The organism is Paenibacillus canaveralius (assembly GCF_047238265.1).
Taxonomy (GTDB): domain Bacteria; phylum Bacillota; class Bacilli; order Paenibacillales; family NBRC-103111; genus Paenibacillus_F.
The window spans coordinates 994,310-1,018,677 of sequence record NZ_JBDFMM010000001.1 but is presented as its reverse complement, the minus strand read 5'-3'; the positions used below and the strand labels follow the sequence as shown (position 1 = coordinate 1,018,677).

The 24,368-nt window shown below is 57.0% G+C and carries 23 protein-coding genes and 1 riboswitch; all 23 genes read right to left on the bottom strand.

Annotated features, from left to right (window positions below):
- Positions 1–109 precede the first annotated feature (109 nt).
- The 23 genes from ABC395_RS04640 to ABC395_RS04530 all read right to left on the bottom strand — a co-directional run bounded on the left by ABC395_RS04640 (position 110) and on the right by ABC395_RS04530 (position 24,092).
- Positions 110–1,282 (bottom strand): DNA sulfur modification protein DndB, encoded by a 1,173-nt coding sequence (locus ABC395_RS04640; protein ID WP_413001083.1) that lies wholly within the window; start codon positions 1,280–1,282, stop codon positions 110–112.
- Entirely contained in the window at positions 1,282–2,418 is a 1,137-nt protein-coding gene (locus ABC395_RS04635; protein ID WP_413001081.1) for a DNA sulfur modification protein DndB, read from the bottom strand. Before ABC395_RS04635 ends, ABC395_RS04640 begins: the two co-directional genes overlap by 1 nt.
- Before the next feature lie 108 nt (positions 2,419–2,526).
- Entirely contained in the window at positions 2,527–3,708 is a 1,182-nt protein-coding gene (locus ABC395_RS04630; protein ID WP_413001080.1) for an aminotransferase class I/II-fold pyridoxal phosphate-dependent enzyme, read from the bottom strand.
- Between the two features lie 30 nt (positions 3,709–3,738).
- Positions 3,739–4,812 (bottom strand): site-2 protease family protein, encoded by a 1,074-nt coding sequence (locus ABC395_RS04625; protein ID WP_413001078.1) that lies wholly within the window; start codon positions 4,810–4,812, stop codon positions 3,739–3,741.
- A 48-nt stretch (positions 4,813–4,860) separates the two neighbouring features.
- Complete coding sequence (locus tag ABC395_RS04620) at positions 4,861–5,217, bottom strand: arsenate reductase family protein (RefSeq protein WP_413001076.1); 357 nt, start codon at positions 5,215–5,217, stop codon at positions 4,861–4,863.
- Positions 5,218–5,637: 420 nt separating this feature from the next.
- The gene (locus tag ABC395_RS04615; protein ID WP_413001074.1) at positions 5,638–6,792 is read right to left on the bottom strand and encodes an RluA family pseudouridine synthase; all 1,155 of its coding nucleotides are present in this window, start codon (positions 6,790–6,792) and stop codon (positions 5,638–5,640) included.
- On the bottom strand, positions 6,789–7,358 hold the full coding sequence (locus ABC395_RS04610) for a cob(I)yrinic acid a,c-diamide adenosyltransferase (protein WP_103994592.1): 570 nt from the start codon (positions 7,356–7,358) through the stop codon (positions 6,789–6,791). The genes ABC395_RS04615 and ABC395_RS04610 overlap by 4 nt, the downstream gene beginning before the upstream one ends.
- A 182-nt stretch (positions 7,359–7,540) precedes the next feature.
- The gene (locus ABC395_RS04605; RefSeq protein WP_413001071.1) at positions 7,541–9,223 is read right to left on the bottom strand and encodes a cobyric acid synthase; all 1,683 of its coding nucleotides are present in this window, start codon (positions 9,221–9,223) and stop codon (positions 7,541–7,543) included.
- Positions 9,220–10,335 (bottom strand): threonine-phosphate decarboxylase CobD, encoded by a 1,116-nt coding sequence (gene cobD, locus ABC395_RS04600; RefSeq protein WP_413001069.1) that lies wholly within the window; start codon positions 10,333–10,335, stop codon positions 9,220–9,222. Before cobD ends, ABC395_RS04605 begins: the two co-directional genes overlap by 4 nt.
- 179 nt (positions 10,336–10,514) lie before the next feature.
- On the bottom strand, positions 10,515–11,372 hold the full coding sequence (gene cobS / locus ABC395_RS04595; protein WP_413001068.1) for an adenosylcobinamide-GDP ribazoletransferase: 858 nt from the start codon (positions 11,370–11,372) through the stop codon (positions 10,515–10,517).
- Entirely contained in the window at positions 11,348–12,439 is a 1,092-nt protein-coding gene (gene cbiB, locus ABC395_RS04590; RefSeq protein ID WP_413001066.1) for an adenosylcobinamide-phosphate synthase CbiB, read from the bottom strand. Before cbiB ends, cobS begins: the two co-directional genes overlap by 25 nt.
- Positions 12,440–12,448: 9 nt before the next feature.
- On the bottom strand, positions 12,449–13,042 hold the full coding sequence (gene cobU / locus ABC395_RS04585) for a bifunctional adenosylcobinamide kinase/adenosylcobinamide-phosphate guanylyltransferase (RefSeq protein ID WP_413001065.1): 594 nt from the start codon (positions 13,040–13,042) through the stop codon (positions 12,449–12,451).
- Entirely contained in the window at positions 13,042–14,091 is a 1,050-nt protein-coding gene (gene cobT, locus ABC395_RS04580) for a nicotinate-nucleotide--dimethylbenzimidazole phosphoribosyltransferase (RefSeq protein WP_413001064.1), read from the bottom strand. The genes cobU and cobT overlap by 1 nt, the downstream gene beginning before the upstream one ends.
- Before the next feature lie 213 nt (positions 14,092–14,304).
- Positions 14,305–15,090 (bottom strand): heme ABC transporter ATP-binding protein, encoded by a 786-nt coding sequence (locus ABC395_RS04575; RefSeq protein ID WP_413001062.1) that lies wholly within the window; start codon positions 15,088–15,090, stop codon positions 14,305–14,307.
- Complete coding sequence (locus tag ABC395_RS04570; RefSeq protein WP_413001061.1) at positions 15,090–16,127, bottom strand: FecCD family ABC transporter permease; 1,038 nt, start codon at positions 16,125–16,127, stop codon at positions 15,090–15,092. The genes ABC395_RS04575 and ABC395_RS04570 overlap by 1 nt, the downstream gene beginning before the upstream one ends.
- A 1-nt stretch (position 16,128) precedes the next feature.
- Entirely contained in the window at positions 16,129–17,136 is a 1,008-nt protein-coding gene (locus ABC395_RS04565; protein ID WP_413001060.1) for an ABC transporter substrate-binding protein, read from the bottom strand.
- Positions 17,137–17,315: 179 nt separating this feature from the next.
- A riboswitch (cobalamin riboswitch) is annotated at positions 17,316–17,521 on the bottom strand.
- 131 nt (positions 17,522–17,652) lie between these two features.
- On the bottom strand, positions 17,653–18,225 hold the full coding sequence (locus ABC395_RS04560; protein ID WP_413001058.1) for a hypothetical protein: 573 nt from the start codon (positions 18,223–18,225) through the stop codon (positions 17,653–17,655).
- A gap of 54 nt (positions 18,226–18,279) precedes the next feature.
- On the bottom strand, positions 18,280–18,540 hold the full coding sequence (locus ABC395_RS04555) for an aspartyl-phosphate phosphatase Spo0E family protein (RefSeq protein ID WP_413001056.1): 261 nt from the start codon (positions 18,538–18,540) through the stop codon (positions 18,280–18,282).
- Between the two features lie 70 nt (positions 18,541–18,610).
- Positions 18,611–19,807, bottom strand: a complete 1,197-nt coding sequence (locus tag ABC395_RS04550; RefSeq protein WP_413001055.1) for an aminotransferase class I/II-fold pyridoxal phosphate-dependent enzyme — start codon at positions 19,805–19,807, stop codon at positions 18,611–18,613.
- A gap of 12 nt (positions 19,808–19,819) precedes the next feature.
- A complete protein-coding gene (locus tag ABC395_RS04545) occupies positions 19,820–20,311 on the bottom strand; it encodes an Lrp/AsnC family transcriptional regulator (protein ID WP_413001053.1) in 492 nt (163 codons plus the stop codon).
- A 373-nt stretch (positions 20,312–20,684) separates the two neighbouring features.
- On the bottom strand, positions 20,685–20,894 hold the full coding sequence (locus ABC395_RS04540) for a GNAT family N-acetyltransferase (RefSeq protein WP_413001051.1): 210 nt from the start codon (positions 20,892–20,894) through the stop codon (positions 20,685–20,687).
- Positions 20,895–21,736: 842 nt separating this feature from the next.
- Positions 21,737–22,663 (bottom strand): cysteine synthase A, encoded by a 927-nt coding sequence (cysK, locus tag ABC395_RS04535; protein WP_413001050.1) that lies wholly within the window; start codon positions 22,661–22,663, stop codon positions 21,737–21,739.
- Positions 22,664–22,757: 94 nt separating this feature from the next.
- Complete coding sequence (locus tag ABC395_RS04530; protein ID WP_413001048.1) at positions 22,758–24,092, bottom strand: MFS transporter; 1,335 nt, start codon at positions 24,090–24,092, stop codon at positions 22,758–22,760.
- Positions 24,093–24,368 lie beyond the last annotated feature (276 nt).

The following is a 24,368-nucleotide window of genomic DNA, read 5'->3' as shown; positions in this document are numbered from 1 at the left end:
TTAGCGCACTCTCATACCCTCACCCGTCCGCAAGCATACAAAAAAACCGGATCTTGGAACATCGCCCCGTTCGGGCAAACGTCTTCCAATCCGGTTGTTCATTGTCCGCTTAAGCCAGCTCAGCCGATTCTAACCCGTCCGGCTCGATGCCTTCCAGGAAAAAGCTTACGAGCTTGCCGTGCTTGCGCAGAGATTTTTCATGAATGAGATTTAACTTGCCGTTATCGAGCGAGCCGAAAATATACACCAGCTCCTCATTGTCGTGCGACCAGTCGAAGCCTTCGAGAATCCGCAGGCATGACGTCCACTCGGGATTGTATGCCCCGTTTTGGAACAGGAACTGGTTGGCATACAGCGCAATACTCTCCTGCATAACCCGGTTGGCGGAGGTTACCTGGACAAGCCCGGGCTGCTCCGGCATCATCGGCAAAATCGTGTTATAGAACTGGTGCAAAATCTCCACATACGTGGCCGTTTCCTTGCGGATTTTGCGCTGCAGCTCGTAGGACGACTGCATTTTGCCCGAAAAGAGCATGACCGCCGTCGAATACATCCACGACAAGCACGTGAAATTCCGGTTGAAGGCCGTCAAATTGCTGCGCTTCTCCACGCCGGCTTCCTTGAGCAGCATGTTGTGATCGACCACCTGCTGGATCACGAGATTGAGCGGATCGACGGAGTCGAACGAATGCCCGAGCTCCTTGCTCACGAGCTGCACCTTCGAGTTGATATCCCCGAAAAGCTGCTGCTCCTCGACCTCGTTAAGCCCGATGTAGATTTGTACCGCCAGTTCGCTTTCCATCAGCCCCAGCCGCCGGGCCTCCATCTGCTCCAGCAGACCGCTTACCTGAGCGATTTCGTCGGCCAGCTCCCCATTCTCCGTTTCTTTGCGGTGGCGCACTCGCAGGGAAGCCAGCTTCCGCTCGGTGCGCTTCACTTCCTTCTGCATCTGTTCATTGACAAACCCCAGCGCCAGAATCCGGTGCTGCCCGTCGATAATGCTGAGCTTGGAACCGTGCCTCAGATACAGCTCCTCGCTCGTGCGGGTAAGCTGGCTCACATCGCGCAGCGACAGCGTCACCGGGCCGAAGAAAACCTGATCCAGCTCGCGCTCCTGGAGATAATTCGAGATTTTGCGGCGCTGCATCTTGCTCAGCTTACGCTGCACGATCGCATCGATCATCGTGTAGTTGAGAAGATCCTGAACCTTAAGGGCCACAGTCGCGAGACCGAAACGCTCGCAGAACGGGTGAATCGTCATTCGCAGGCATAATCCGTCCATCAGCCGACATCCTCCTTATCGCTGATCAGGAACAGGTGCTGCTCCTGATAGAATGAGCGGATATATTGATAAGCCTTCATTATCCGCGAACGGCGCGGAAGCCGGTCTTTCTCGTCTCCGCTGAAAATCGCGTTCCAGTCGATATGAGGCAGGATTTTCGTCGCATATTCCAGCGCATAGCGGTTGAACTTCGCGCTTTTGGTCGCTTCCTCGTGGAAGAAGAGCGCAAGCGCGATTTGTATGTTCTCCGACCAGGCGGGCTCGCCCTTAACCGGCTCCGGCAAATATTTGAGCAGCTGTTGAAAGTAGAAGGAGCTGAGCGACAAGTGATCCGCCACTTCTTCTTCTTCATAGTGATAGCCGTTGTTGCGGGCGCCGGACTTCATGCGTCCTTCAAACAAGGCAACCAGAATTTCGATCAGAAGATGATACGTGAACAGAAATTCCGGCGCTTTTCCGCGTTCGGAAAACATATCGACCGGAATGTGCTGCATCACCGGCGCTTTCTCTACAAGCTGCGAGGCGGTTACGTGATAGAAACGGCGCTGATCCCGGAGAACTGCCAGATTTCCGCCGATTTTGCGCGGAAGCTTGTTAATATCCGAGAACAACTGGCGTTCCTGACGCGCGTCTATGTCGAGATAGATCATCGTCGAGACCGGGAATGCGTACAGGCGGCTCAGTTTTTCCGTGATTTCTTCCATCCGGTCGTATTCCCTGCGGTCTTTGGCGCGCGCCATCTGGCTTTGAAGCGTTTCCATCAAACGCTGGAAGGCCGCCAGCCTGTGCTGCCCGTCGACGACATACAATTTCTCAATCGGCTGCAGCTGGAATACGTGCTGCTCGGAGTCGTAGCTGCCGGCCCCTCTAGCCGAGAAAATAACACCCGGGAAATAAATCGGCTGATGATTATCGAGATAAAGCGAAACATAATCCATCAGCTTGCTGAGATTGCGCGGAATGATAGCACGCTGAACTTCCAGATCCACCTCGTAAATAGAAAAGAGCTTGCTAATAGGCAAAGTTGTCGATAGCGTCGCTTGTCCAAAAGTTTGGCCGAGCACACCCGGAATTTCCACAAGGGAAGAAGGCTTCTGTTGGGACAGCAGCTCGGACAGCGAAAAGATAGAATCCATAATTAACTCCTTTCAACCCTGTTTCATAGAAGAATCTCTATTACTTTACTCATTCTTGGCATTTTTTCCTTCTTTAAAACGGGTTGTTTGGAAATTTTATGTAGTTTTCTATCTTTCGCTAATTGATCGCCATATTTCGCCGATTCTAGACACGGCTTCCCGAAGGCGTTCTTCCGGCTGGACAAGCGCTATCCGCACATAGCCCTCTCCCTCTGCCCCGAAGGCGTCCCCGGGGATCATCGCTACCCCCGCGCGCTCTAATATTTCCCGAGAAATATGTCGGGAAGTCCACCCTTGCGGGATTTTGGCCCAGACAAACATCGTCGCTTTAGGCCGGGGTACCTGCCAGCCGATCCGGTGAAGACCGTCCACGAGCACATCCCGTCTTCGTTCATACACCGCCGAAATGGAAGCCGGAAACGACGTTTCCTCCTCCAGAGCCACAACAGCTGCCTGCTGGACTGGCAGGAAGACGCCGTAGTCGATGTTGGCCTTCAACCGGCGCAAAGCGTCGACCGCTTCGGCATTACCGGCCATAAAGGCGATCCGGCAGCCTGCCATGTTGAAGCTTTTGGACAGGGAATGAAATTCCACCGCCCTCTTCTCCGCGCCTTCCAGTTCCAGAATACTCATCGGTTTGTAACCGTCGAAGGCCAGCTCCGAATAAGCCAGATCGTGTACGATCAGAAGATCGTAACGCTCGGCGAAGGCAAGCGCTTTTTCGTAAAAAGCCCGGTCCGCCGCCTCGGGAATCGGATTGCCGGGATAGCTCAGCAGCAGGAAGGAGGCTTTCTCCGCCGTTTCCGGCGGGATGTCCTCCAGCTGCGGAAGAAACCCGTTCGATTCCCTCAGGGGCATCCGAACGGGTTCAACGCCGGCCAGAACGAGACTGGCGGCATAAATGGGATAGCCGGGATCGGGCACGAGCGCCGTATCCCCGGGATTGCACAGGGCCATGGCCAGATGGGCCAGTCCGTCCTGCGAGCCCATCAAGGCCAGCACCTCGCGCTGCGGGTCAAGCGTGACCCCGAACCGCCGGTGCATCCAGGCCGCGGCCGCCCTGCGGAATTCGGGCGTTCCTTCCGAGCCCGGATAGCCGTAGGCCTGCGGATTCTTCACGGCTTCCGCCAGGGCCTCGATGACACGCGGAGAAGGCGGAAGGTCGGGACTGCCGATTCCTAGGTCGATGACATCGACGCCGCGCTCTTCCGCCTCCCTTCTCCACTGGGCAACCTCGGCGAAAATAGCCGATCCCAGACTGTCCAATCTTGTCGAGCCGTATGTTTTCATCCGCTTCGTTTCCCCCTTGAATCGTCTTGTTTAATAAGCGGCCGCGGGCAGCACCCTGTGCACCCAGTTCATCATAGCCAGCAGGTAGACGGCGAGGGCGAAGTAAGCCGCTCCGAACTTCCAGCGTGAAGCCGTGGGAACCTCGTAATAAGCGTTGTTTTCGAACGGCTCCAATTCGACGTCGAAGTGCAGAACCAGATGCAGGCCGTCTTCGCGCGTAACCCGTTCGATTTTTACCACCTGGACACGGTGAACCACTGCCTGCCGGGGCAGGGCGAATTTTGTTTCGAATTCGATCGCGTCCCAGGAGGTGTGGATCATCTGCACGCCTGCCTCATCCCCGCTCAGCTCGGAGTAGGTCGTAAAAGCAAGATCGCGGCGGTGATCTTCTCCCGGAATCATATACCCGTGCGCCAGCAAATGGTGGGCCGTCATGTCAAAACGCGGCTGAAAATGCATAAGCTGAGGCTTGTCGCGGAATTTGACGAATTTTTTGTATAAATCCCAGGCGAATAAAGCCCAGATGAAAAGGAACAGGAAGCTTCGCAAATAAATGATAACAGCCAGTCCGCCGATCAGACCGACCAGCCACAGCCAGCGGGTCACGGCGGTCGAGATACGTCCTCCGTCCAGCGGATGGATCGGAAGAAGGTTGATCAGGTTCAGAAAAAATCCGGTATACGCGATTGAAATGAGCAGGTTGGAGTCGGCGTACACACCCAGGGCATAAGTGGCCGTAGCCCCGATCGTTCCGAGCAGCGGCCCGCCGTAAGCGATATACGCTTCCGTTACGGCATCCCTCGGATTTCGTTTCATGCTGATCAGCGCACCCAGAAACGGAATGAATAGAGGTGCCGTGACCGGAAGCCCTTTTTTCTTGGCCGCGAGGACATGACCGATTTCATGGATAAAAATCATCGCTACCAGACCGATAGCGAACGGCAGCGGAGCAATAATCGCATAACTGGCGATCGTAATGGCGATTGAAATGATCGTCGCTCCGAATTTTCCGAACTTTCCGAATTTTAGAAGAAAAGCGCCTATGGCACCAAAAACCCAGAGCGGATTTTTTTTAGTGGATTTGGACGATTGATTTTCCGGCAATTCCTTCACCCCTTTCGGGAAACGGACGACCCCCTCGGGATGCCTCCGTTACCCCCATGCCTTCTCAAAGTCGGCTTCCTTAAAACCCACGGTAACCTTGCTGCCGTCCGTTACGATCGGCCTTTTGAGCAATTTGCCGTTGGATGCGAGCAGGGCCAGCTGTTCGTCCTCCGTCATACTTCCCAGCTTGTCCTTGAGACCGAGCTCTTTGTACACCTCACCACTCGTATTAAAAAACTTTTTGAGCTCAAGGCCGCTGTTGCGGACAAGAACGCGGATTTCTTCTGCGGTCGGAGGCTTTTCCACAATCGGAACGGTTACCGGATCGAGCCCTTTGGCGCGCAGCCATTTCAGAGCATTGCGGCATGTGCTGCATTTGCTGTATTCATAAATCGTTACGGACATAAGATGAGACTTCCTTTCATGGGACATTTGGTGGTTGATCTGATTGCTTTCCAACGCCTACAAATCCCCGGCGATCGTTGAGGCTCTGCGTGACGGCCGGTCGAACCCCGGTCTGTCTGCGATTCACGTATTCGAAAAAACCTCCTGCCGAGGCGGCGGGGAGGCTGGTTTTAAAAATCTCGGCCTGGCTTGCCGCATGCTTTTATACGCAGGGCGGCCGGAAAAGTTCCACAAGTCCGCCGTGCCCGGCGGGAGCTTGCGGTTAAAGAGCGGGCAAAGCGCGCGCGGACAAGCTGCGGAGTGCCTGCTTCTGCCTGCCGCTTGCCGGAAGTATAGCCCATGCGCCGGCCAGCGGCAGGGTACCAGCGGACTGTGGCATGAGATCACAGCAGGCCGCAGAGACGGCTTGCCGCGGATAGGCTACTCGCAGGCGTCGAGAACCGCCTGCATGTCCGCCGGCAGCGGCGCGGTGAACTCCACCCGCTCCCGCGTGCCCGGGTGGATAAAGCCGAGCCGGTACGCGTGCAGCGCCTGCCGGGCGAGCTCCGGGGCGGACTGCGCCGGCGTTCCGGCGAAAACTGCCCGGGCGTTCTCGTGCATGGCTTCACCGGCTGCACGCTCTGCCCGGGCGTTCTCGTGCGCAGCTTTACCGGCTGCACACTCCGCTCCGGCGTCATCGTGCGCGGCTTCACCGACTGCACGTCCCGCTCCCGCGTCCTCGGCGGCAACGCGCGTGCCTTCCGCTTCAGCGGTCGCGGCCTCTCCCGACACACTGCCGTCTCCCGTACGCCCCTGGGCATCCGCCTCGGGGCCGTACATCTTGTCACCGAGGAGCGGGTGGCCGAGGTGCTTCATATGGACGCGGATTTGATGCGTCCGCCCGGTTTCCAGCATCAGCCGCACCAGAGTGATGCCGTCATAACGGCGCACCACCTCGTAGTGAGTGACGGCCCGGTAACCGGACGGCGTCACGATGCGAACGTGCGGCTGTTCCGGGTCGCGGTCGATCGGAGCGTCGATCGTACCCCGTTCCTCCGCTACCGTGCCATATACGATAGCCAGATACTCCTTCGTTATGCTGTGAGCGATCATCTGCTCCGAAATCTGCTGGTGTACATACGGATTTTTGGCAATCGCAAGCACGCCCGAGGTTTCCTGATCGAGCCGGTGAACCGGCCGGAAACGGACGTTCTCTCCACGCTCCTTCCAGTGATGCACGGCGGCGTTGGCCACCGTGTTCAAATAATGCCCGTGCGTCGGATGCACGATCATTCCGGATTGTTTATTCACAATGAGCAGATGCTCGTCTTCGAACAAAATTTCAAGGGGAAGATCCTGAGGCAAAATATCCTCCGACTCTTCCTCCTGCATCCGGATTTCGACCACATCCCCGCTCTTCACTTTGATGCTGATGTATTCACGGTTGCCGTTGACGGTGATCCCCTGTTCCGTCAGTTTGAGTCTGGAAAGCAGTTTACGCGAGAGGCCCATCCGGTTTTGCAAAATCGTTTTCAGATAAAAGCCCTCCTCGTCGGGAGGGACCACATACGTTAGAGGACTGTAATAATTCATCATTTTTTCCGTCGGAACACCTCGGCGCTGCGGACGTATTCCACGTCCGTCTGACCTTCCCTGAAGTTGGCCGTACGGGCAATCGTGAAGAAAAGATCCGACAGGCGGTTGAGGTAACGGCGTACCTCCACATTGATTTCCTGGGTGCGGGCCAGCGTCACGACGCGCCTTTCGGCACGGCGGCATACGGTCCGGCAGATGTGAAGCGCAGCTGAGCTCCGGCTGCCCCCCGGCAGAATGAACCGTGTAATATCGGGCGTCTCGGCATCGTATTTATCGATCCACGTCTCCAGATTGTCGACCATTTCAGCCGTCACTTTAAAAGGCCGCAATTCCGTTTTAAGCAGAGCTAAATCCGATCCGCAGTCAAACAGCTCATGCTGGACCGTAAGCAAATCTTCCAGCAGATCGGCAAACTTCTCGGGGTCCATGAAGCTCATGGCCTGCCCCAGATAACAGTTCAGCTCGTCCACTGTTCCATAGGCTTCCACCCGTTCGTCGTCTTTATCGACACGTCCGCCGATGACACCCGTTTTGCCGGCGTCTCCAGTTCTCGTATAAATTTTCACCTGTATTCCTCCGCTCACGCCAAATTTATTCCTTAATTTATGCCGGTTAAAAAAAATCAACCCCGCCCGTCCGCTTCATAGCTCCGAAAGGCTCTTTTTCTTATCATAGCTTTACCGGACAGGCAGTGCAAATGGATCCCGTGAGATCATCATCGCTTTTCCCGAAACCCGACCGGACGCTTTTATTCACGAGTTAAACCCGCGATCTCGTACAAAAGATCCATGTCGATATGACTGCGGACGTGATCCGCGAGCCGGTCGAACGCTTCTTCCCGTTTTTCCCGGAAGCGAAGTTCGGCGGGAAGGGCATCCCACCCCTTGCATTGGCGGGCCTCGTTCAGCCAGCATCTGCGGAAGTCGTCGTTATGCAGAATGCCGTGAAGATACGTTCCCCAGACCCGTCCTTCGAAAGCCGAAGCTCCCTCGGGATGCAAGCCGTCCGCCGAACCGCCTTCATCCCCGGAACCCGTCAGGGAAGCACGCAGGCGAAAAGGCCGCTCCGACGACTCGTCCGTCATCCTCGTTACGCCCATATGAATTTCGTAGCCGTCTACAGGCAGGTCAGGCTTTTGACGAAAGAGTCCGCAGCTTCCTTCGGCACGGACCGTCTTTTTCTCCGGCGTAAATTCAGTCGCCACCGGCAGAAGGCCCAGCCCCTCCCGGTCTCCCTTGAAATCGGATTCCGTTCCGAGCGGGTCCGAAAGTGCGGCACCCAGCATCTGGTATCCTCCGCATATCCCGGCAACCCGGCCTCCGCTGGCCGCATGGCGGACGATTTGATCCGCCAGACCGCTTTCCCGCAGAAAAAGAAGATCGCTCATCGTATTTTTGCTTCCCGGCACAACGACGATATCCGGATTCCCCCATTCGCCGGCGCTGCCGACATAACGCACGGACACGTCCGGCTCTTCGTGCAGCGGATCGATATCCGTGAAGTTGGAAATCCGGGGCAGCCGGACGACCGCGATATCCAGCACATCCGGCCGCTGCTCCTCCTGCCGGCCCGCCGGAGCCGGGGCCAGCCTTCTTTTGGAATCCAGTGAAGCGGAGTCCTCGTCTTCAATCCCCAGCTTCGGATAATAAGGAACCACGCCGAGAACGGGCTTTCCCGTCCTCTCTTCCAACCAGTCCAGCCCCGGCTTCAGCAGACTGACGTCGCCACGGAATTTGTTGATGACAAATCCCTTTACCCGGTCCCGCTCCTCCGGCTCCAGCAGCTCCAGCGTGCCGACGATGGACGCGAACACCCCGCCCCGGTCGATATCCGCCACAAGGATCACGGGAGCTTCGGCCCACTTGGCCATCCGCATATTTACGATATCCCGGTCTTTCAGGTTGATTTCCGCCGGGCTGCCCGCTCCTTCGAGCACAACGAGGTCAACCGTCCCTCGGAGCCGTGCCAGCGCGTCCCTTACGACCTTCTCAGCCAGAGGCAGATACGATTCGCGGTAGGCTCGCGCGTCCATGTCTTGATAAGGCTTGCCGTGCACCACCACCTGGGAGCGCATATCCTGGGACGGCTTCAGCAAAATCGGATTCATATCCGTCGTGGCCGGTATACGGCATGCATCGGCTTGTACTCCCTGGGCCCGCCCGATTTCTTTGCCGTCCGGCGTCACATAGGAGTTCAGCGACATGTTCTGCGACTTGAAAGGCGCCACGCGGAGGCCGTCCTGCACGAAAATACGGCACAAAGCAGCCGTTAAAATGCTTTTGCCGACATCTGAAGCCGTCCCCTGTACCATAAGGGTTCTGGCCGGCATCCCGGCCGTATTTTCCAGTCCGTGCGCCGGCGGATTCTCGCTGCGGCGAGCCGGAGCCGTACCGCCGGGGCCTTTTACAGATGTAGAATTCCGCCTGTTCATCGGCTGCCCCCTTCCTGTGAGATTTCACCCGACCGGGCCGCCTTCAATACTTCGGACAAGGCTCCAAGCAGACGCTCGTTATCGCCCCGCAGCTTGACCGCCGTACGGAAATACCGCGTGGTTAGCCCTTCGAAAAGTGAAGCGTCCCGGATGAGAACCCCGCGCCTGCCCATCTCTTCCTGAAGAACGCGGACGTTTATGGAACCGCTCTCCGGAAGGGCGCACAGCATATAATTCGTGTCGTTCGGCGTCACCTCAAGCCCAAGGCCCTCAAGTCCGGCCCTAAGCCACGGACTTTCTTCCTGCAGCCAGGAGACGGTCTTCACATGAAAAGCTTCGTCGTCCAGGACGGCGCATCCGATAAGCTGGGCGAAATAATTCACGCTCCACGGCACTTGCAGGCGGGACATACGGCTGATCACATCCGGATGAGCGACAATAAAGCCGAGCCGTGCTCCCGGGATTGCGTAAAACTTCGTCATGGACCGGATAACGGCGACATGCCTGGATTCGGCCGCAAGCCGCAAAAGCGTCACGTTTTTTTCGTCGGGTATGAAATCCAGAAATGCCTCATCCAGAATGAGCGGATGTCCGCTGCCGGCCAAGTCGTTCAGCAGTTCCCGGGGAATAAGCCTCCCCGTCGGATTGTTCGGCTGCCCTAGAAAAAGCAGATCCGACCGCTTAAGCGCTTCTTCGGCATCCGCCTTTTGCAGCCGGAAGCCATGCTCCGCACGCAGTGGAATATTGTGGATGCGGCCTCCCGTTTTAAGCACCGCATCCTCGTATTCGCTGAAAGAAGGACGCGCAAGCGCCGTCACTTCCGGCCGAAGAACGCGCACGGCAAGATCGATCAATTCGGCGGCTCCGTTGCCCACCAGCACGGATTCCGCGGGAACTCCGTATTTGGCCGCAATTTTTCCTCTAAGCTCCCTGACGGCCGGGTCGGGATAGCGCACGATCTGTTTCCAGCTTGAGCGCAGCACTTCCTCTACCGCCGCAGGCGGGCCGAACGGATTCATATTCGAGCTGAAATCGAGAAACTGTTCCCGGCCGCGCCCGTACTTCTCCTCCGCCGTCCATACATCCCCGCCGTGTCCGTATCGCTCCAGCATAGTGATCCCCCTTTTTTTTTATCAATTCCTGTCCGTTTATATGCAAAAAGGCCGGGAGTCCGATCAACGATTCCGTCCCGCCTTTTGATAAATTCACGCTGCAAGTCCTTGCTCTGCCGTCCGCTCCTTGCGGCCTTTCGGGGGCAGCAGGGCTTTTTCAAACAATCATTCCGCGTATTTTAAGCTGAATTCAATACGAATGCGACGGCAAGAAGCAGCAGTACCTCCAGCAGTTCATTTAAAGCACCGTAGGTGTCCCCCGTCAGTCCGCCGAGCTTTTTGGCCATCCAGGCCGCCAGTATGCCACCCAGCGCGAAGGTGACCGCGAGCAGCATAAACCCCCACAATAAAGGCCCCGCCCCTTCGAGAGCATGCAAAGAAGGCTTAAGAGGAAGTTCCCCGCCCGAAGCACGGAAATAAGCGCCCGCTACCGCGCTCAGAAGAAAAGCGATACCCGTCCCCAGAAGGGCGAAGGGCTTTTTTTCCCCTTCAAAAAAACCGCCCAAACCGCCGCCGCTCCGCGCATACGGCCATAAAGCCACGGCCGCGGCCATAAAAGTCCGGCTCCACACCGGAACAAGCACCAGAACCCAGCTCCCGGAAAGAACGCCGCCTGTCAGAAGCGGCACCATCACGCTCCACTTGAGAAGCACGACCGCGGCACATACAATAACACCCATGGCTCCGACTCGGCTATCCTTCATAATTTCCAGCATCCGCTCCCGGGAGCGGTGGCTGAGCAGACCGTCCGCCGTATCCATCAGTCCGTCCAGATGCAGCGCTCCCGTCAGCCCGATCCACAGGCACAGCAGAAGCGCCGCCGCCGGCATAGGGGGGAGCGCCTTCTCCAGCATCCATCCGGAACCGGCAAGAATTAATCCCAAGATCAGCCCGACCACCGGGTAAAAAGCAAGGCTGCGCCGCAGAACGGCCGGTGTCCATTCGATCCGTACCGGAAGCGGCAGCCGGGTAAGAAACTGGATCGCCGTGACCAGCCCGAGCAGCCACAGCTTTAATTCAGCAGCCAGATTGCGCATAATATCCCTCCTGCCAGCCAGCCCGCCGCACCGTACAGCAGCCGGACTGTTCCGTCGATGTCACCGCGGCTCCGCGGTCTCAGCGGCCAGCCCATGCGTGCGCGTTCGCTGACCACGGTTCCGTATGTATTGCGCCCGCCGAGCTCGATGCCTAGCGCCCCCGCGACGGCCGACTCCGGAATCCCGCTGTTGGGACTCGGATGGAGCCGGGCAAAGCGGCCTATCGAGCGGGCCGCCCGGGGAGCGCTCATCCGCGGCTGTACGGCCGCGGCCAGAATCAGCAGGATTCCGGTCAGTCTGGCCGGAATCCAGTTCATCACGTCGTCCCACCGTGCGGAGGCCCAGCCGAAATGTATGTACCGGTCGTTCTTGTAGCCGACCATAGAATCCAGCGTATTCGCCGCCCGGTACAGCATCGCCAGAGGCGCTCCGCCGATGAGAGCGTAGAACAGCGGCGAAACGACTCCGTCGACGGTGTTCTCGGCGACTGTTTCCACGACGGCGCGCGTCAGTTCGCCTTCGTCGAGGTGTTTCGTGTCACGGCCGACGATATAGCCGGTATATTTGCGAGCGGCGGCCATATCTCCGGCGGCGAGAGGCACCGCCACCAGCCGCGCAGCGTCTTTTAAGCCTTTGACGGCTATCGTCGTCGAAATGAACCACGTCGTCACCGCGTATCCCAGCCACGGGTGAATCGCCGCGGCTGCGGCCGTTACGGCAAGCATGGCGGCAAATGCGGCCAACATGACGGCCGCCGCCAGCCCAACCCCCCGCAGCTTTAAGGAGCGCGGAGACAGTACGGCGGCTTGTCCGCCTGCCTTGTCCTTCGCGCCGGCGTCAGTCATGCCGCCGTCCGCCCCCGCTGCGGCCTCGCTCGTGTTTTCCGCATCTCCGGCCGCTTTCTCACGCGACTCGGACTCTCTTCTCAGCTTCCTTTCCAAAAAGCTGATCAGACTCCCGATGCGGATTACCGGATGCGTCGGCCACTTCGGATCGCCGATCACCAAGTCGACCGCAATGGCCGCCAGCATCATCCACAAAATTTCCTTCAGCGAATAAAAAATCATGAGTTCCCTCTATTCAAACCGGTAAGCCCGGCTTTTCAGCTCGACCGGTATCCCGGCAGTCACCAGAAACACTTGTCCGCAAACTTGTGCCAGCCGCTGATTCATCCGGCCGGCCAGATCCCGGTACAGACGCCCGAGAGGATATTCGGGCACAATGCCGCTGCCCACTTCGTTCGTGACGAGAACGAGCGGTCCCTCATAAGCTTCAACCGTCCGGACAAGCTCATCCACGGCGGCATTCACCTGTTCCGCCGCGTCCGGCGAAGACTCTACCTGCAGAAGGCGATTGGAAAGCCACAGCGTCAGGCAGTCCACCAGGACGACGCCAGGCCCCCTGCTGCCGCTGCACGTCTTCAGCACCGCGGAAAGCTCCATCGGCTCTTCCGCCGTAATCCAGGGGAAGCCGGACTGCTCGCGCTGCGTGCGGTGAAGAGCGATCCGCTGACGCATCTCCTCGTCCCAGATCCGGGCCGTAGCGAGATAAGTGCCGTGTGCGGCAAGCCGTGAAGACAGCTGCTCGGCAAACGAGCTTTTGCCGCTCCTGGCGCCGCCGGTAACGAGAACGGCTCCCGATCCCGGTGTATGTTCATGCGTCGGATTCATCAGGCCCGCGACACTCCGGCGCTTTCGAAAGAAGCCATCTCGCGCATGATCTTGCCCGCCGCATCCATGAGCGTGAAACACAGCGCAGCCCCGGTCCCTTCTCCCAGTCTCATATCCATATGCAGCATGGGGCTGAGCCCTACCGCTTCCAGCATCCGTGCGTGCCCCTGCTCGTGCGACTGGTGCGAGGCGATCATATACGGCTGGGACTCCGGAGCCAGCCGGGAAGCAACCAGCGCGGCGGCCGAGGAGATGAACCCGTCGATCACGACCGGACAGGCGTTCTTCGCCGCACCGAGGATGACACCGGTCAGGCCCGCGATTTCGAGGCCCCCGATCTTGGCGAGGACATCAAGCGCATCGTCCGCATCCGGCTTGTTGATCTCGATGGCCTTGCGGACGACTTCCTGCTTGTGCAGCCAGCGTGCATCATCGATGCCGGTTCCGCGTCCTACCGCGTCCCGGATGTCGATGCCTCCGAGCACGCTCAGCAGGGCGGAACTGGCCGTCGTGTTGCCGATTCCCATCTCTCCGGTCGCCAGAACCCGCACGCCTTGACCGGCCAGCATGTCAGCGACCTCGACTCCGGCGCGGATGGCCTGCAGAGCCTCTTCCCGGGACATGGCGGCCTCACGGGCCATATTGGCCGTGCCTTTCCGGACTTTGCGGGAGAGAAGATACGGATGCTCCAGCTCGGCGTTGACGCCGATATCGACGCATACGACTTCCGCTCCGGCATGCCGGGCCAGCACATTGACGGCCGCGCCGCCCTGCAGGAAGTTCATCACCATCTGGCGGGTCACTTCCTGCGGAAACGCGCTGACGCCTTCTTCGCAGACGCCGTGATCGGCGGCCATGACGACGATTGCCTTGCGGCTCGTGTCGGGCGTAACCTCTCCGGTAATTCCCGCAAGCTGGCGTGCCATATCCTCCAGCTTGCCGAGGCTGCCCGGCGGTTTGGTCAGATTATCGAGACGGACGGACGCCGCATCCATCGCTTCTTGACGGAGCGGGCGTATGGCGCCGGTTACATCCTGAAGTTCGTTCATGTTAGTTCCTCCTCGGTATCTCGTTGCGACTTGCTCCAACTTGCTACAACCTACTACAAGCTGCTACGATCTGCTACGATCTGCTCCAATCTGCTACAACCTGCTGCTGATAATTTGTATAGTAAGATTCATGCAGGGTCCGCATGCCTTATTGACCGTCCCTATGCCGGCCGATATGTAAAGCGCCGTGTGGGCGCACAGAACTCACGCGGGTTAATCCCCCCGGCGCAGCAGGATTTGAGGAATGCCGTGCTCCGGATGCTCCAGAACGATCGGTTCCGTCCCGTAGACGTCCCGGATCAGCTCGCTTCTCATAATCTCCTCGGGCGTGCCGATCGATACGCCTTCTCCCTCATGAACGACAAGAAGCCGTTCGCAGTAAAGGGCGGCCAGGTTTAAATCGTGAAGAACGGCGACTACCGTCAGTCCCTCTTCACGCTGCCACTGCCGCACGTAATCCATCAACTGCATCTGGTAGCCGATATCCAAATAAGTCGTAGGCTCATCGAGCAGCAGAAGACGGGGCTCCTGGGCCATCACCTTGGCCAGCGCCACACGCTGTTTCTGGCCGCCGCTCAAGTTCTCCACCGTCCGGTCGGCCAGCGCCTCCAAATCGAGTCGCCGCATAATCCGGTCGACGAGAGCGGCGGCGTCCTCCCGGTCTTCCCCGAGCCAGTTCTGGAAAGGGAACCGGCCCATTTCGACCACCTCGCGGACGGTGAAACCGAGCGGAGGCAATGCATCCTGCTGAAGCACGGCAAGCCAGCGTGCAAGCTCCTTGCGGGAATAGCCCGCGACTTCCTTCCCCTGCAGCAGAATACGGCCCTCCGTAAGCGGATCAACGCCGGAGACAAGTCTTAGCAGAGTCGATTTCCCGCTCCCGTTGGGCCCGATGATGCCGAAAAATTCGCCGGGCCTCACTTCGAAACGGATATCTTGGAGCACGCGGGTTCCGCCGAAACTTTTTCCCGCCCCCTGCACTTCGATAATCGGTTCCATCAGCTTCTCCCCCATTTCCTCTGTTTGCGCAGCAGATAAGCGAAGAACGGCGCGCCCAGAAACGCGGTGATGACGCCGAGAGGAATCTCCGTCGGGCTCAGAAGCGTCCGGGCCAGCGTGTCGGCCCACAGGACGTAAATGGCTCCGCCAACCGCGGACAGCGGTACGATCAGCCGGTAATCCGGACCGGCAATCAAACGGATCAGATGAGGCACAATCAGTCCGACAAATCCGATTACACCGGATACGGAAACGGCCGCAGCCGTCACCAGTGTGGCGGTAATCAGGACGATCAGCTTCGTCCGTTCGACATGAATGCCGAGATGGGCGGCCTGCCGTTCCCCGAGCGCCAGCAGGTTAAGTGTCCGCGCATAGCTGTACAGCACAACAAAAGTTACGATGAAATACGGCAGGAGAACGGTAGTGTACGACCAGCCTTTCATGGCCAGGCTTCCCATCAGCCAAAAAACGATTTCGTTAACGACCTGCTTGGACATCGACACGAGAAAAGAAACCACCGAACCGAGAAACGCCTGCATCACGACACCGGAAAGCAGCAGCGTCTCCATACGGATTTTGCCGTCGGTCTGGGCCAGGCGCAGTACGATCCAGAGCGAAACCGCTCCTGTCACAAAACCGACGACCGGTATCGTCCACGCACCGAAAAACGTCGTCTGCAAACCGAAGTAGATAACGAACGCCGCGCCTACGCTCGTTCCGCTGCTGACTCCAAGTGTATACGGGTCCGCAAGCGGATTGCGCAGGACGCCTTGAAAAGCGGCTCCCGCTACCGAAAGGGAGGCTCCCACCAGGATGGCCAGCATCACGCGCGGCAGCCTTACCTTCATAATAATCTGCTCCGAGGAAACGGGCCAGTCCGGCGTGATTTTGTCTCCGATCCAAGGCAGCTTGCTCCCCAGAATCGAAGCGATCTGACTCACCGGCAGATGGGCCGAGCCCAGCGAAAGACTCAGCACAATAGAAAGAAGAAGGAGTAAAACTCCTACTCCTCCCCAAAGTCCCCATTTAGGTTTCATTTTATTTCACCAAGTCCGGATAGATAGCTTTAGCCATTTGCAGAAGCCCCTCTGTCAGACGCGGTCCCGGGCGGGTCAGCGTATTCTGGTCGAGACCGATCACCTGGTTGTTTTTAACGGCATTAATTTCGTTCCATCCGCTGCGTCCGCGAATAAGCTCTTCGAGACTCTTTTTCGTTTTGTCGTCCACCACGTCTTTGGCGAATAAAATAACGTCCGGGTTCTGCTGGATGATTTTCTCCTCGCTGATCTGCTTCCAGCCCGTAATGTCGGAAGCGACGTTGATACCGCCTGCCAGGGTGATGAGCTCATCCATAAACTCACCCTTGCCGACTGTCCAGCCCGGAGAGAATTCGATATAGACTTTTTTCTTCTTGTCCGCTGCCACGGTTTTTACAGCATCCGTGACTTTCTGACGGTCTTCTTTCATTTTTGCGGTGACTTTTTCCGCCTGCTCCTGATGGTCCGTAATCTGACCGTAAAGCTGAATATTTTTCATGACGTCGTCAAGCGTCTTAGGCTCTACCTTAAATACATTAATGCCCATGGCACGCAATTTCTCGACCGATTCTTTTTTCATCGAAACGCCTGTGAAAACAATGTCGGCTCCCGAAGCGATAACCGATTCCTGGTTAGGCTGCGTAATTCCGCCCATTTTCGGCTTCGTTTTCGCTTCCGCAGGATAATCGTCAAAATCGGACACGCCGACGATTTTATCGCCCAGACCGATCGCGAAAAGAGCTTCCGTCTCCGCCGGCGATACCGAAACGATTTTCTCGGGCGCTTTCTCGAATGTAAATTCCTTGCCTGTCGCGTCGGTTACTTTCAAAGGATACTGCGTTTTCTTCGCGTTCGTTTGCGGAGCCGTGCTGGCCGCCGGAGAGGCCGTTCCCGCCGTTCCGTTATCCGCGCTTTTCTGGCCGCAGGCCGTCAGCCCGATAGCCAGTGTCAAAACAAGCATCAGCAGGGCGTATTTGAAACCCCTGGCGGTTCTTCGTTCGTTGTTCATGTTCTCTACTCCCTTACCGGTTTAGTTTGACTTGAGGTTTGTCCCACGATGTTTGCGCATATCAACAAAAAATCCCCTCTATCCGGAGATAGAGGGGATAACTTTCAGAATCACGAGGTGAAACGGCCGTCAGTCGGACGTCCTTTCCGGTTTCGCGCGATCCTCTCCTCGAAGGATATTGTGCTGCAAACCGGCAGGCAGGTCTCCTGACTTACGGATAGTCGACCGTCTTGCCTTCCCATCCGCTTGCGGACAGTGGCATCGTAAGACGATCTCCGTATTACAGTGGCGGGACCGTGCCGGATTTGCACCGGCTTCCCTTTTCACCCTGGGCTTTATCTCCGCTGAGAGACGCCGCTTCGGGACCTGACGGTAAACGTATGAGGTTGGGCCTTCAAGTTCATCCCTCATTATAGGCCAAGCGGCGCCGGAAAGACAAGGACTTTAGTCACCGTAACTAACCCGGCAGGGGACGCGGCTCATATTAGAGTCACGACGGCTACAGCAGTCGCGTCATCATTTGGCGGCGATCTTCTTGAGCACCTCGAACGACAGCTCGGGATTGCGGCTGTTCACCGCCATGAAAGCGACGAGCCCTTTGCCTTCAACGCCGTTGTCCTTCATCCACTTGGAATACTGGAGCGGAATGCCGTACAGATGCGTCTCCTTCTTGGGCGCTTCGGGCGGATCTTTCTTCTTACCGGCAGGTTCAATCGTCGCCTCAAGCACGCCCTCCGGATAGTCTTCCTGCTTGAAATGCTCATCCAGCGGCAAAAACGCCCCTTCGGCCGCATAAATCTTAAATTGTTCTTCCGGGATGATCAGGATACCGTGATTCCCGTACCCCATTTCGACAATCATCTTCTCATTGGAAAAAAGCGGAGACGTGTTCAGGTAGATCGACGGCTTGTCCCCCACAAGCGCTTTCAACGAGTTTTCAAGCTTAAAAGCGGCTTCGACCGATATGCCGTCGCGGGCCATCATAAAGATGGAAACATCCGCTTTGGGCTGGGCCTTCCCGCACCCGGAAACCAAGACGGTGAATAATAGAAGCAGTACAGCAGCCGGTAACCAGCGTTTCTGTGTCATCGTAACCCCTCCGTAGCCTGATAGCCTGTGCAAACGCTGCAAAAAAGCCGGCATTTACCGGCTCTTCTGAACTAGATTCATATATTCGTTAATCTTATGATCAAGAAGCATACTCATTTCAATTACGGACTCGGAAGTCATAGCCTCACCGGACTGGACCATCTGCTCCAGTCTGTTCCGCATAAACTGAATTTCTTCTTCCAGGTGAAAGAGGGAGGCTAATTTGGCAGGTCGTTTGGATAACCAGCGTTGATCGGAAACGTCATGGCTGAACCAACCCGAATTGTCGGCCAGACGATATTCTAAATAAGCCATACATATCCCTCCTTTACCCTAAAGATATCAGTTTTTTCCGATTCTGAAAACTATTTTTTGGGACAAGTCTTTACAAATTTTTCACAAAAGACCCAATACGGTCCAAAGCTTCGTTCAGCTGTGAAACGGAAGTCGCATACGAGCAACGGACGAAGCCTTCTCCCCCGTTCCCGAACACCTGCCCCGGCACAGCCGCCACCTTCGCTTCAGTCAGGAGTCTCTGAGCGAACTCTTCGGAGCTGAGACCCGTCGAAGCGATGGAAGGGAACGCGTAAAACGCGCCCTGCGGCTCGTGGCAGTCGAGACCGATCTGCCGGAAGCCTTGTACCACCAGGCGCCGGCGCTGATTATAAGACTCCATCATCCGGTCTTTCTCTTCCAGGCCGTTGCGCAGCGCCTCGAGAGCGGCGATCTGGCCCATGATCGGGGCACACATTACCGTGTACTGGTGGATCTTCAGCATGGCCGAGATCAGGTCCGGATGTCCGCACATATATCCGACTCTCCATCCCGTCATGGCAAAAGCTTTCGCGAAGCCGCTGACGAGAATCGTACGGTCACGCATGCCCGGCAGCGAAGCGAAGCTTACGTGCCTGCTTCCGTATGTGAGCTCCGCGTAGATTTCGTCGGCGATAACGATCAGATCGTTCTCTTCCACGATTCGGGCGATCGGCTCCCAATCCTCGTACGTCATGATGCCGCCGGTCGGATTGCTCGGATAGCTCAGCACGAGCACCTTGGATTTCGGCGTCAGACTTGCGCGGAGAGCTTCGGGCTTCAGTTTGAAGCTGTCCTTCGCGAAGGTCTCGATGCCGACCGGGACTCCCCCGCCGATCGTGACGATCGGGCTGTATGCGATGTAGCAGGGCTCCGGAACGAGAATTTCATCGCCCGGCGTAATCAGCGCGCGCAGCGCAAGGTCAATCGCCTCGCTGCCGCCGACCGTAACGACGACTTCGTTCGAGGGCTCGTATTTTACGGCAAAACTCGTATACAAGTACTCGGCGATCGCTTCGCGAAGCTCAGGAAGGCCCGCATTCGGCGTATAATTCGTCCGGCCTCTTTCCAGAGAATACACGCATGCCTCGCGGACATGCCAAGGCGTCACAAAATCCGGCTCCCCGACGCCGAGAGAAATAATATCCTTGCTTCCGCTTACCAAATCAAAAAAACGCCGGATGCCCGAAGGAGGAATATCCCGGACCAGCGGTGACAAATAGCCCTGCATGGATTTCGGTTTACGTCCGATTTCTTCCTGGTTTATCATCGTCATCGTCCTTTATGGTGAGACCAGCATCCGATGATCATCCTCACGGTCATCAAAAATGATCCCATCCTGTTTGTATTTTTTCAGAATAAAATGAGTTTTCGTTGACAATACCCGGTCCAGTGTCGACAGCTTGCTGGAAACGAAAGAAGACACTTCCCTAAGCGTGCGGCCCTCGATCTCCACAAGCAGATCGTAAGCTCCCGACATCAGGTAGACCGACTTCACTTCCGGATATAAATAAATGCGTTCCGCAATCGCGTCGAATCCCGTTCCCCGTTCAGGCGTGATCTGCACTTCGATCAGCGCGTTTACCTTGTCGCTGTCCACTTTGCTCCAGTTGAGCACGGTGGCGTATTTCACGATGATGTGTTCGTCTTCCATCTGGCGGATGGCGGCCGACGCCTCTTCTTCGGTAATTCCCAGCATCGTCGCGATAAGCGCCGGAGAGCGGCGGGAATCCTCTTTCAGAATATCCAGAATCTTGTGCTTCAAATCGTCCATCGTCAAGCCTCCCACTAAGAATCATCATGAATAAGGTCCAATGAAATCAAGCATCGGATAGGGAAAATCGTTATCTTCCATATTACACGCAGCCCCCGCCGAATTCAATAAAAAACGGAAGCGCGAAAAAGCCGCAAGCACGCGCTTTGCAGCTTCCTCTACTTGCCCGCGCACAGTGCGGCATCGCCCGGCGGCGGAAAGCCGCCAGGTTAATCCAAGACCGGACGCGGCTCTTCTTCCCGCCGGAATTCTGCTCGGAGAGCCTTTTCCCGTGCAGGCAATCTCCTTTGCCGGTCTTCCGGGGAGGCCGGGCGCTCCCTTGTCGGTCTTAGTACACCCAGGACGGGTCTCCATCCTGCCGGTACTTTCCGCTTTAGCCTACCGTGCGGCTGTAGGCAGACTGTTTGCCGCGAAGCAGACGCAGCATCGCCGATTCGATCCCGCTCTTGCGGTAGGACGGGAGAACAAGGACCGATAGTGAAACTTCGTTCTCCCACTCCACGTCCCCGGTACAAAACGCGATTCCGACCAGCTTCTGATCTTCGTACGCGGAAATAAAACGGCCGTTTCCGATCCCTTTCAAACTTTTGCGATCGACCTTCTGGGAAGTTAATTCTGTATAGGATTGTATAAAGGGGTTTAGGACCCATGGTTTAGGCATTTCACCGGACAAGGAAATCATTTATGCAAGCCACCTTTCTACGAACAAGTGAAGTTATCATAATTATACATGATATTGTATTTTTATTCAATCACTTACTCTCATATTCCACTCTTTCACTAAAAATTGTTCGCCTACCGAGCACCGACCGTAAATAGGCGCAGGACAAAAACACAGGAGCCGGCCTTTTTCGGTGTGGCGTTCTTTGTAAACAGCGGTTCGTAACTCTCCGTTCTTTATATATGTGCCTTCCCCGGTATCGGTGAGGCATTCGCATAAGCCGGGCTGCATAAGCCGGGCTGCATAAGCCGGGCTGCATAAGCCGGGCTGCATAAGCCGGGCTGCATAAGCCGGGCTGCATAAGCCGGGCTGCATAAGCCGGGCTGCATAAGCCGGGCTGCATAAGCCGGGCTGCATAAGCCGGGCTGCATAAGCCGGGCTGCATAAGCCGGGCTGCATAAGCCGGGCTGCATAAGCCGGGCTGCATAAGCCGGGCTGCATAAGCCGGGCTGCATAAGCCGGGCTGCATAAGCCGGGCTGCATAAAAAAGAGCTTTCCCCGAATTTCAGGGAAAGCTCTTTTTTATGCAGGCCGATTAAGCAGCCTCTGCGGCATGTGCCCTATGCGAGCGCCACCGGTTCGTCTGCTGACATTGGCGCGACGCGTCCGTCCTCGCTCAGCCTGAACGAGCTTCGTGCATGGAAATCCATCCCCGCGGAATGCCGCTGTGAGGGATGCGGCCGCATGCGTCGCCATCCCGCGCTTTATTCGCCGAAAATGTCCATGCTGAGGTACCGCTCGCCCGTATCGGGCGCAATGCACAGAACGCGCTTGCCGGGCCCCAGCTTGCGGGCCACCTGGATGGCCGTCCACACGGTCGCGCCCGCGGACGGACCGACGAGGATGCCCTCCTTGGCCGCGAGCTCCCGGGTCGTACGCAGCGCATCCTCGTCCTCCACACGGACGATCTCGTCATAGACGTCCGTGTTCAAAATCTTCGGCACGAAGCCGGGCGACGTGCCGACCAGCTTGTGCGGGCCGGGCTCTCCGCCCGACAGCACCGGCGATCCGGCGGGCTCGACGACGTAGATCCCGATGCCGGGGATCCGCTCGCGCAGCACCTCGCCCGTGCCCGTGATCGTTCCGCCCGTACCGGACGAAGCGACGAACGCGTCGAGCCTCCCGCCCGTCTGCTCGATAATCTCCAAGGCGGTCGTCACCCGGTGAATGTCCGGGTTCGCCTTGTTCTCGAACTGCTGCGGGATAAAACTGCCGGGAATGCCGCGCTGAAGCTCCAGCGCTTTGGCAATGGCACCCGGCATACGTTCCGCCGCAGGCGTCAGCACCACATCCGCTCCATAGGCCTTGAGCAGATTGATCCGCTCCTTGGTCATGTTATCCGGCATAACCAGAATCGCTTTATACCCCTTCGCGGCCGCGTTCATCGCCAGTCCGATCCCGGTGTTGCCGCTTGTCGGCTCGATGATCGTCGCGCCGGGCTGAAGCAGGCCGTCTTTCTCGGCCTGTATGATCAAATTATAAGCCGCGCGGTCTTTTACGCTCCCGCTCGGATTGAAATATTCCAGCTTAACATAGACTTCCGCATGCTCTTCGCTTGTCAGGCGGTTAAGCCGTACGGCAGGCGTGTCCCCAATCAGTTCCGCGATGCTGTTTACCAGTTTCCCGCTCATTTCCGGTCTCCTCCCCGAAGCACGATTGTTCCTCTTTCCAACACATTGGGTTCCAAACATATACCCACTATTTTTATAGGAATGGACAGCTCTGTCAAGAGTTTTCTGGATGCAGCACTTTCCTCATAAAGAGCCAGCTCAGGAAAGGCGCGCTTCCGATCACAAGCAGCAGAGTATTAATCACCATCGGAGAGGTGCTCTGGGAGACGACGGCAATAAACAACAGCGTGCCCAGTATCCGCCCCGCGTTCAGTGCCAGCTCCCTCAAAATGACGAGCTCCTCCCGGTGTTTAACGCTCTCCTCGTCTCTCCCGATCAAATCAAACACGGACGATGTCATGGGAATCGTAAACAGCGGCAGAAAAAGTGACGTACCGATCCCGAACACGAGAAGCGTCATGAAATTCACCTTCCAAAAAAACGGCAGAATCGCCGCGATCACCATCAGGACCCCGACGAGCATCCCCCTGCTTCTGTATTTGGGTTTTAGGACACGGCCGACCAGCCAGAAACTGACGAAGGAAACTCCCGAAGTAACCAAGGCATAGCTTCCGAGCTTCTGCTCGCTCGTCGTCGCGATATACACCAGCAGCGAAATCATAAACCCGAATACGCCTTCGCGGAAACCCTGCGCCATCAAGGCCGCGCAAACCGGACGCCACGGAGTATTCCCCTGCCGCAAATGACGGAAACCGTACGTCCAGCCGTAGGTGCCTTCGATCTTTCTTTTTTTCAGAAAAAAACTCACCGCCACGCCGAGAACAAAAATACCCAGCGATATCGAGAAAATAACCCGGTAACCGGCCGTACCCGCCATATGAACGATAATGAGTCCGGAAATCCAGGGTGCCAGCATGCCGACGCCCGCTCCAAGCAGACCCGCCCAGCCGTTAAATTTATCCCGTGTCTCCCGGCTCGTAACTTCGAAATAGACTATGTTAAACGCCAGCCAGAAAAAGCCCGAAGCCATCCCCTGAACCGCTCCGAGCAGGAAAATGTAATTCACGCTGGACAGGCCGAGCATGAGAACGAGCAGGTAAAAAACCGCCGACATAACGACGCCCGCACGGAGACAGTTCATTTTGTTGTGCTCTTTCACCCACTTGCCCGCTGCCCAGAACGTAAGCGCCATCGCAAGCTGATGTGTGAGAGTAAACCAGCCGATCATGGCAAAATCACTCTTGGCTTTCCACAGATAAATACTGACGAATGTGCCGGACAAGGCGTTGGCGGCCGCGAAAAGCATATTTTCTATAAGCAGCAGGGCGGACTGGGCATCCAGTTTTCCAATGGTAAGTTTCTTTTTCTTCCCCGCGTAAGCGACGGCATCCGTGGCATCCTGTTCCCAAGACTCCGCCGCCGGTGTTTCCTTGCCCGTTCCGAGCCAGCCTGCCAGCCGGGAGCGTCCCCGGTATTTGTCCTGCTGCATCCTCAAATCCCTTCCTTTCGAAGCCTGATCTTCCTTATCCTGTCCAAAAGAAGGCCTCTTCAAAGAAGCAAATAAATTCCGTTTTTTCCCTGCCGGTTTGTTTGCCGGTTTGTCTGCCGCTCCATCTGCCTGCCTGTCCGCCGGAAGCCCCTGCGCCGCCTTCTTGCGGTCAGCAGCCGAGCCGCGCCTAGCTCAGGCTCACGCGCCCGGACCCGCTCGCGTTGACTCCTGGCCGGAACGGAACGGCTGACCGCGTTCATGTGCCCTTAATACCGA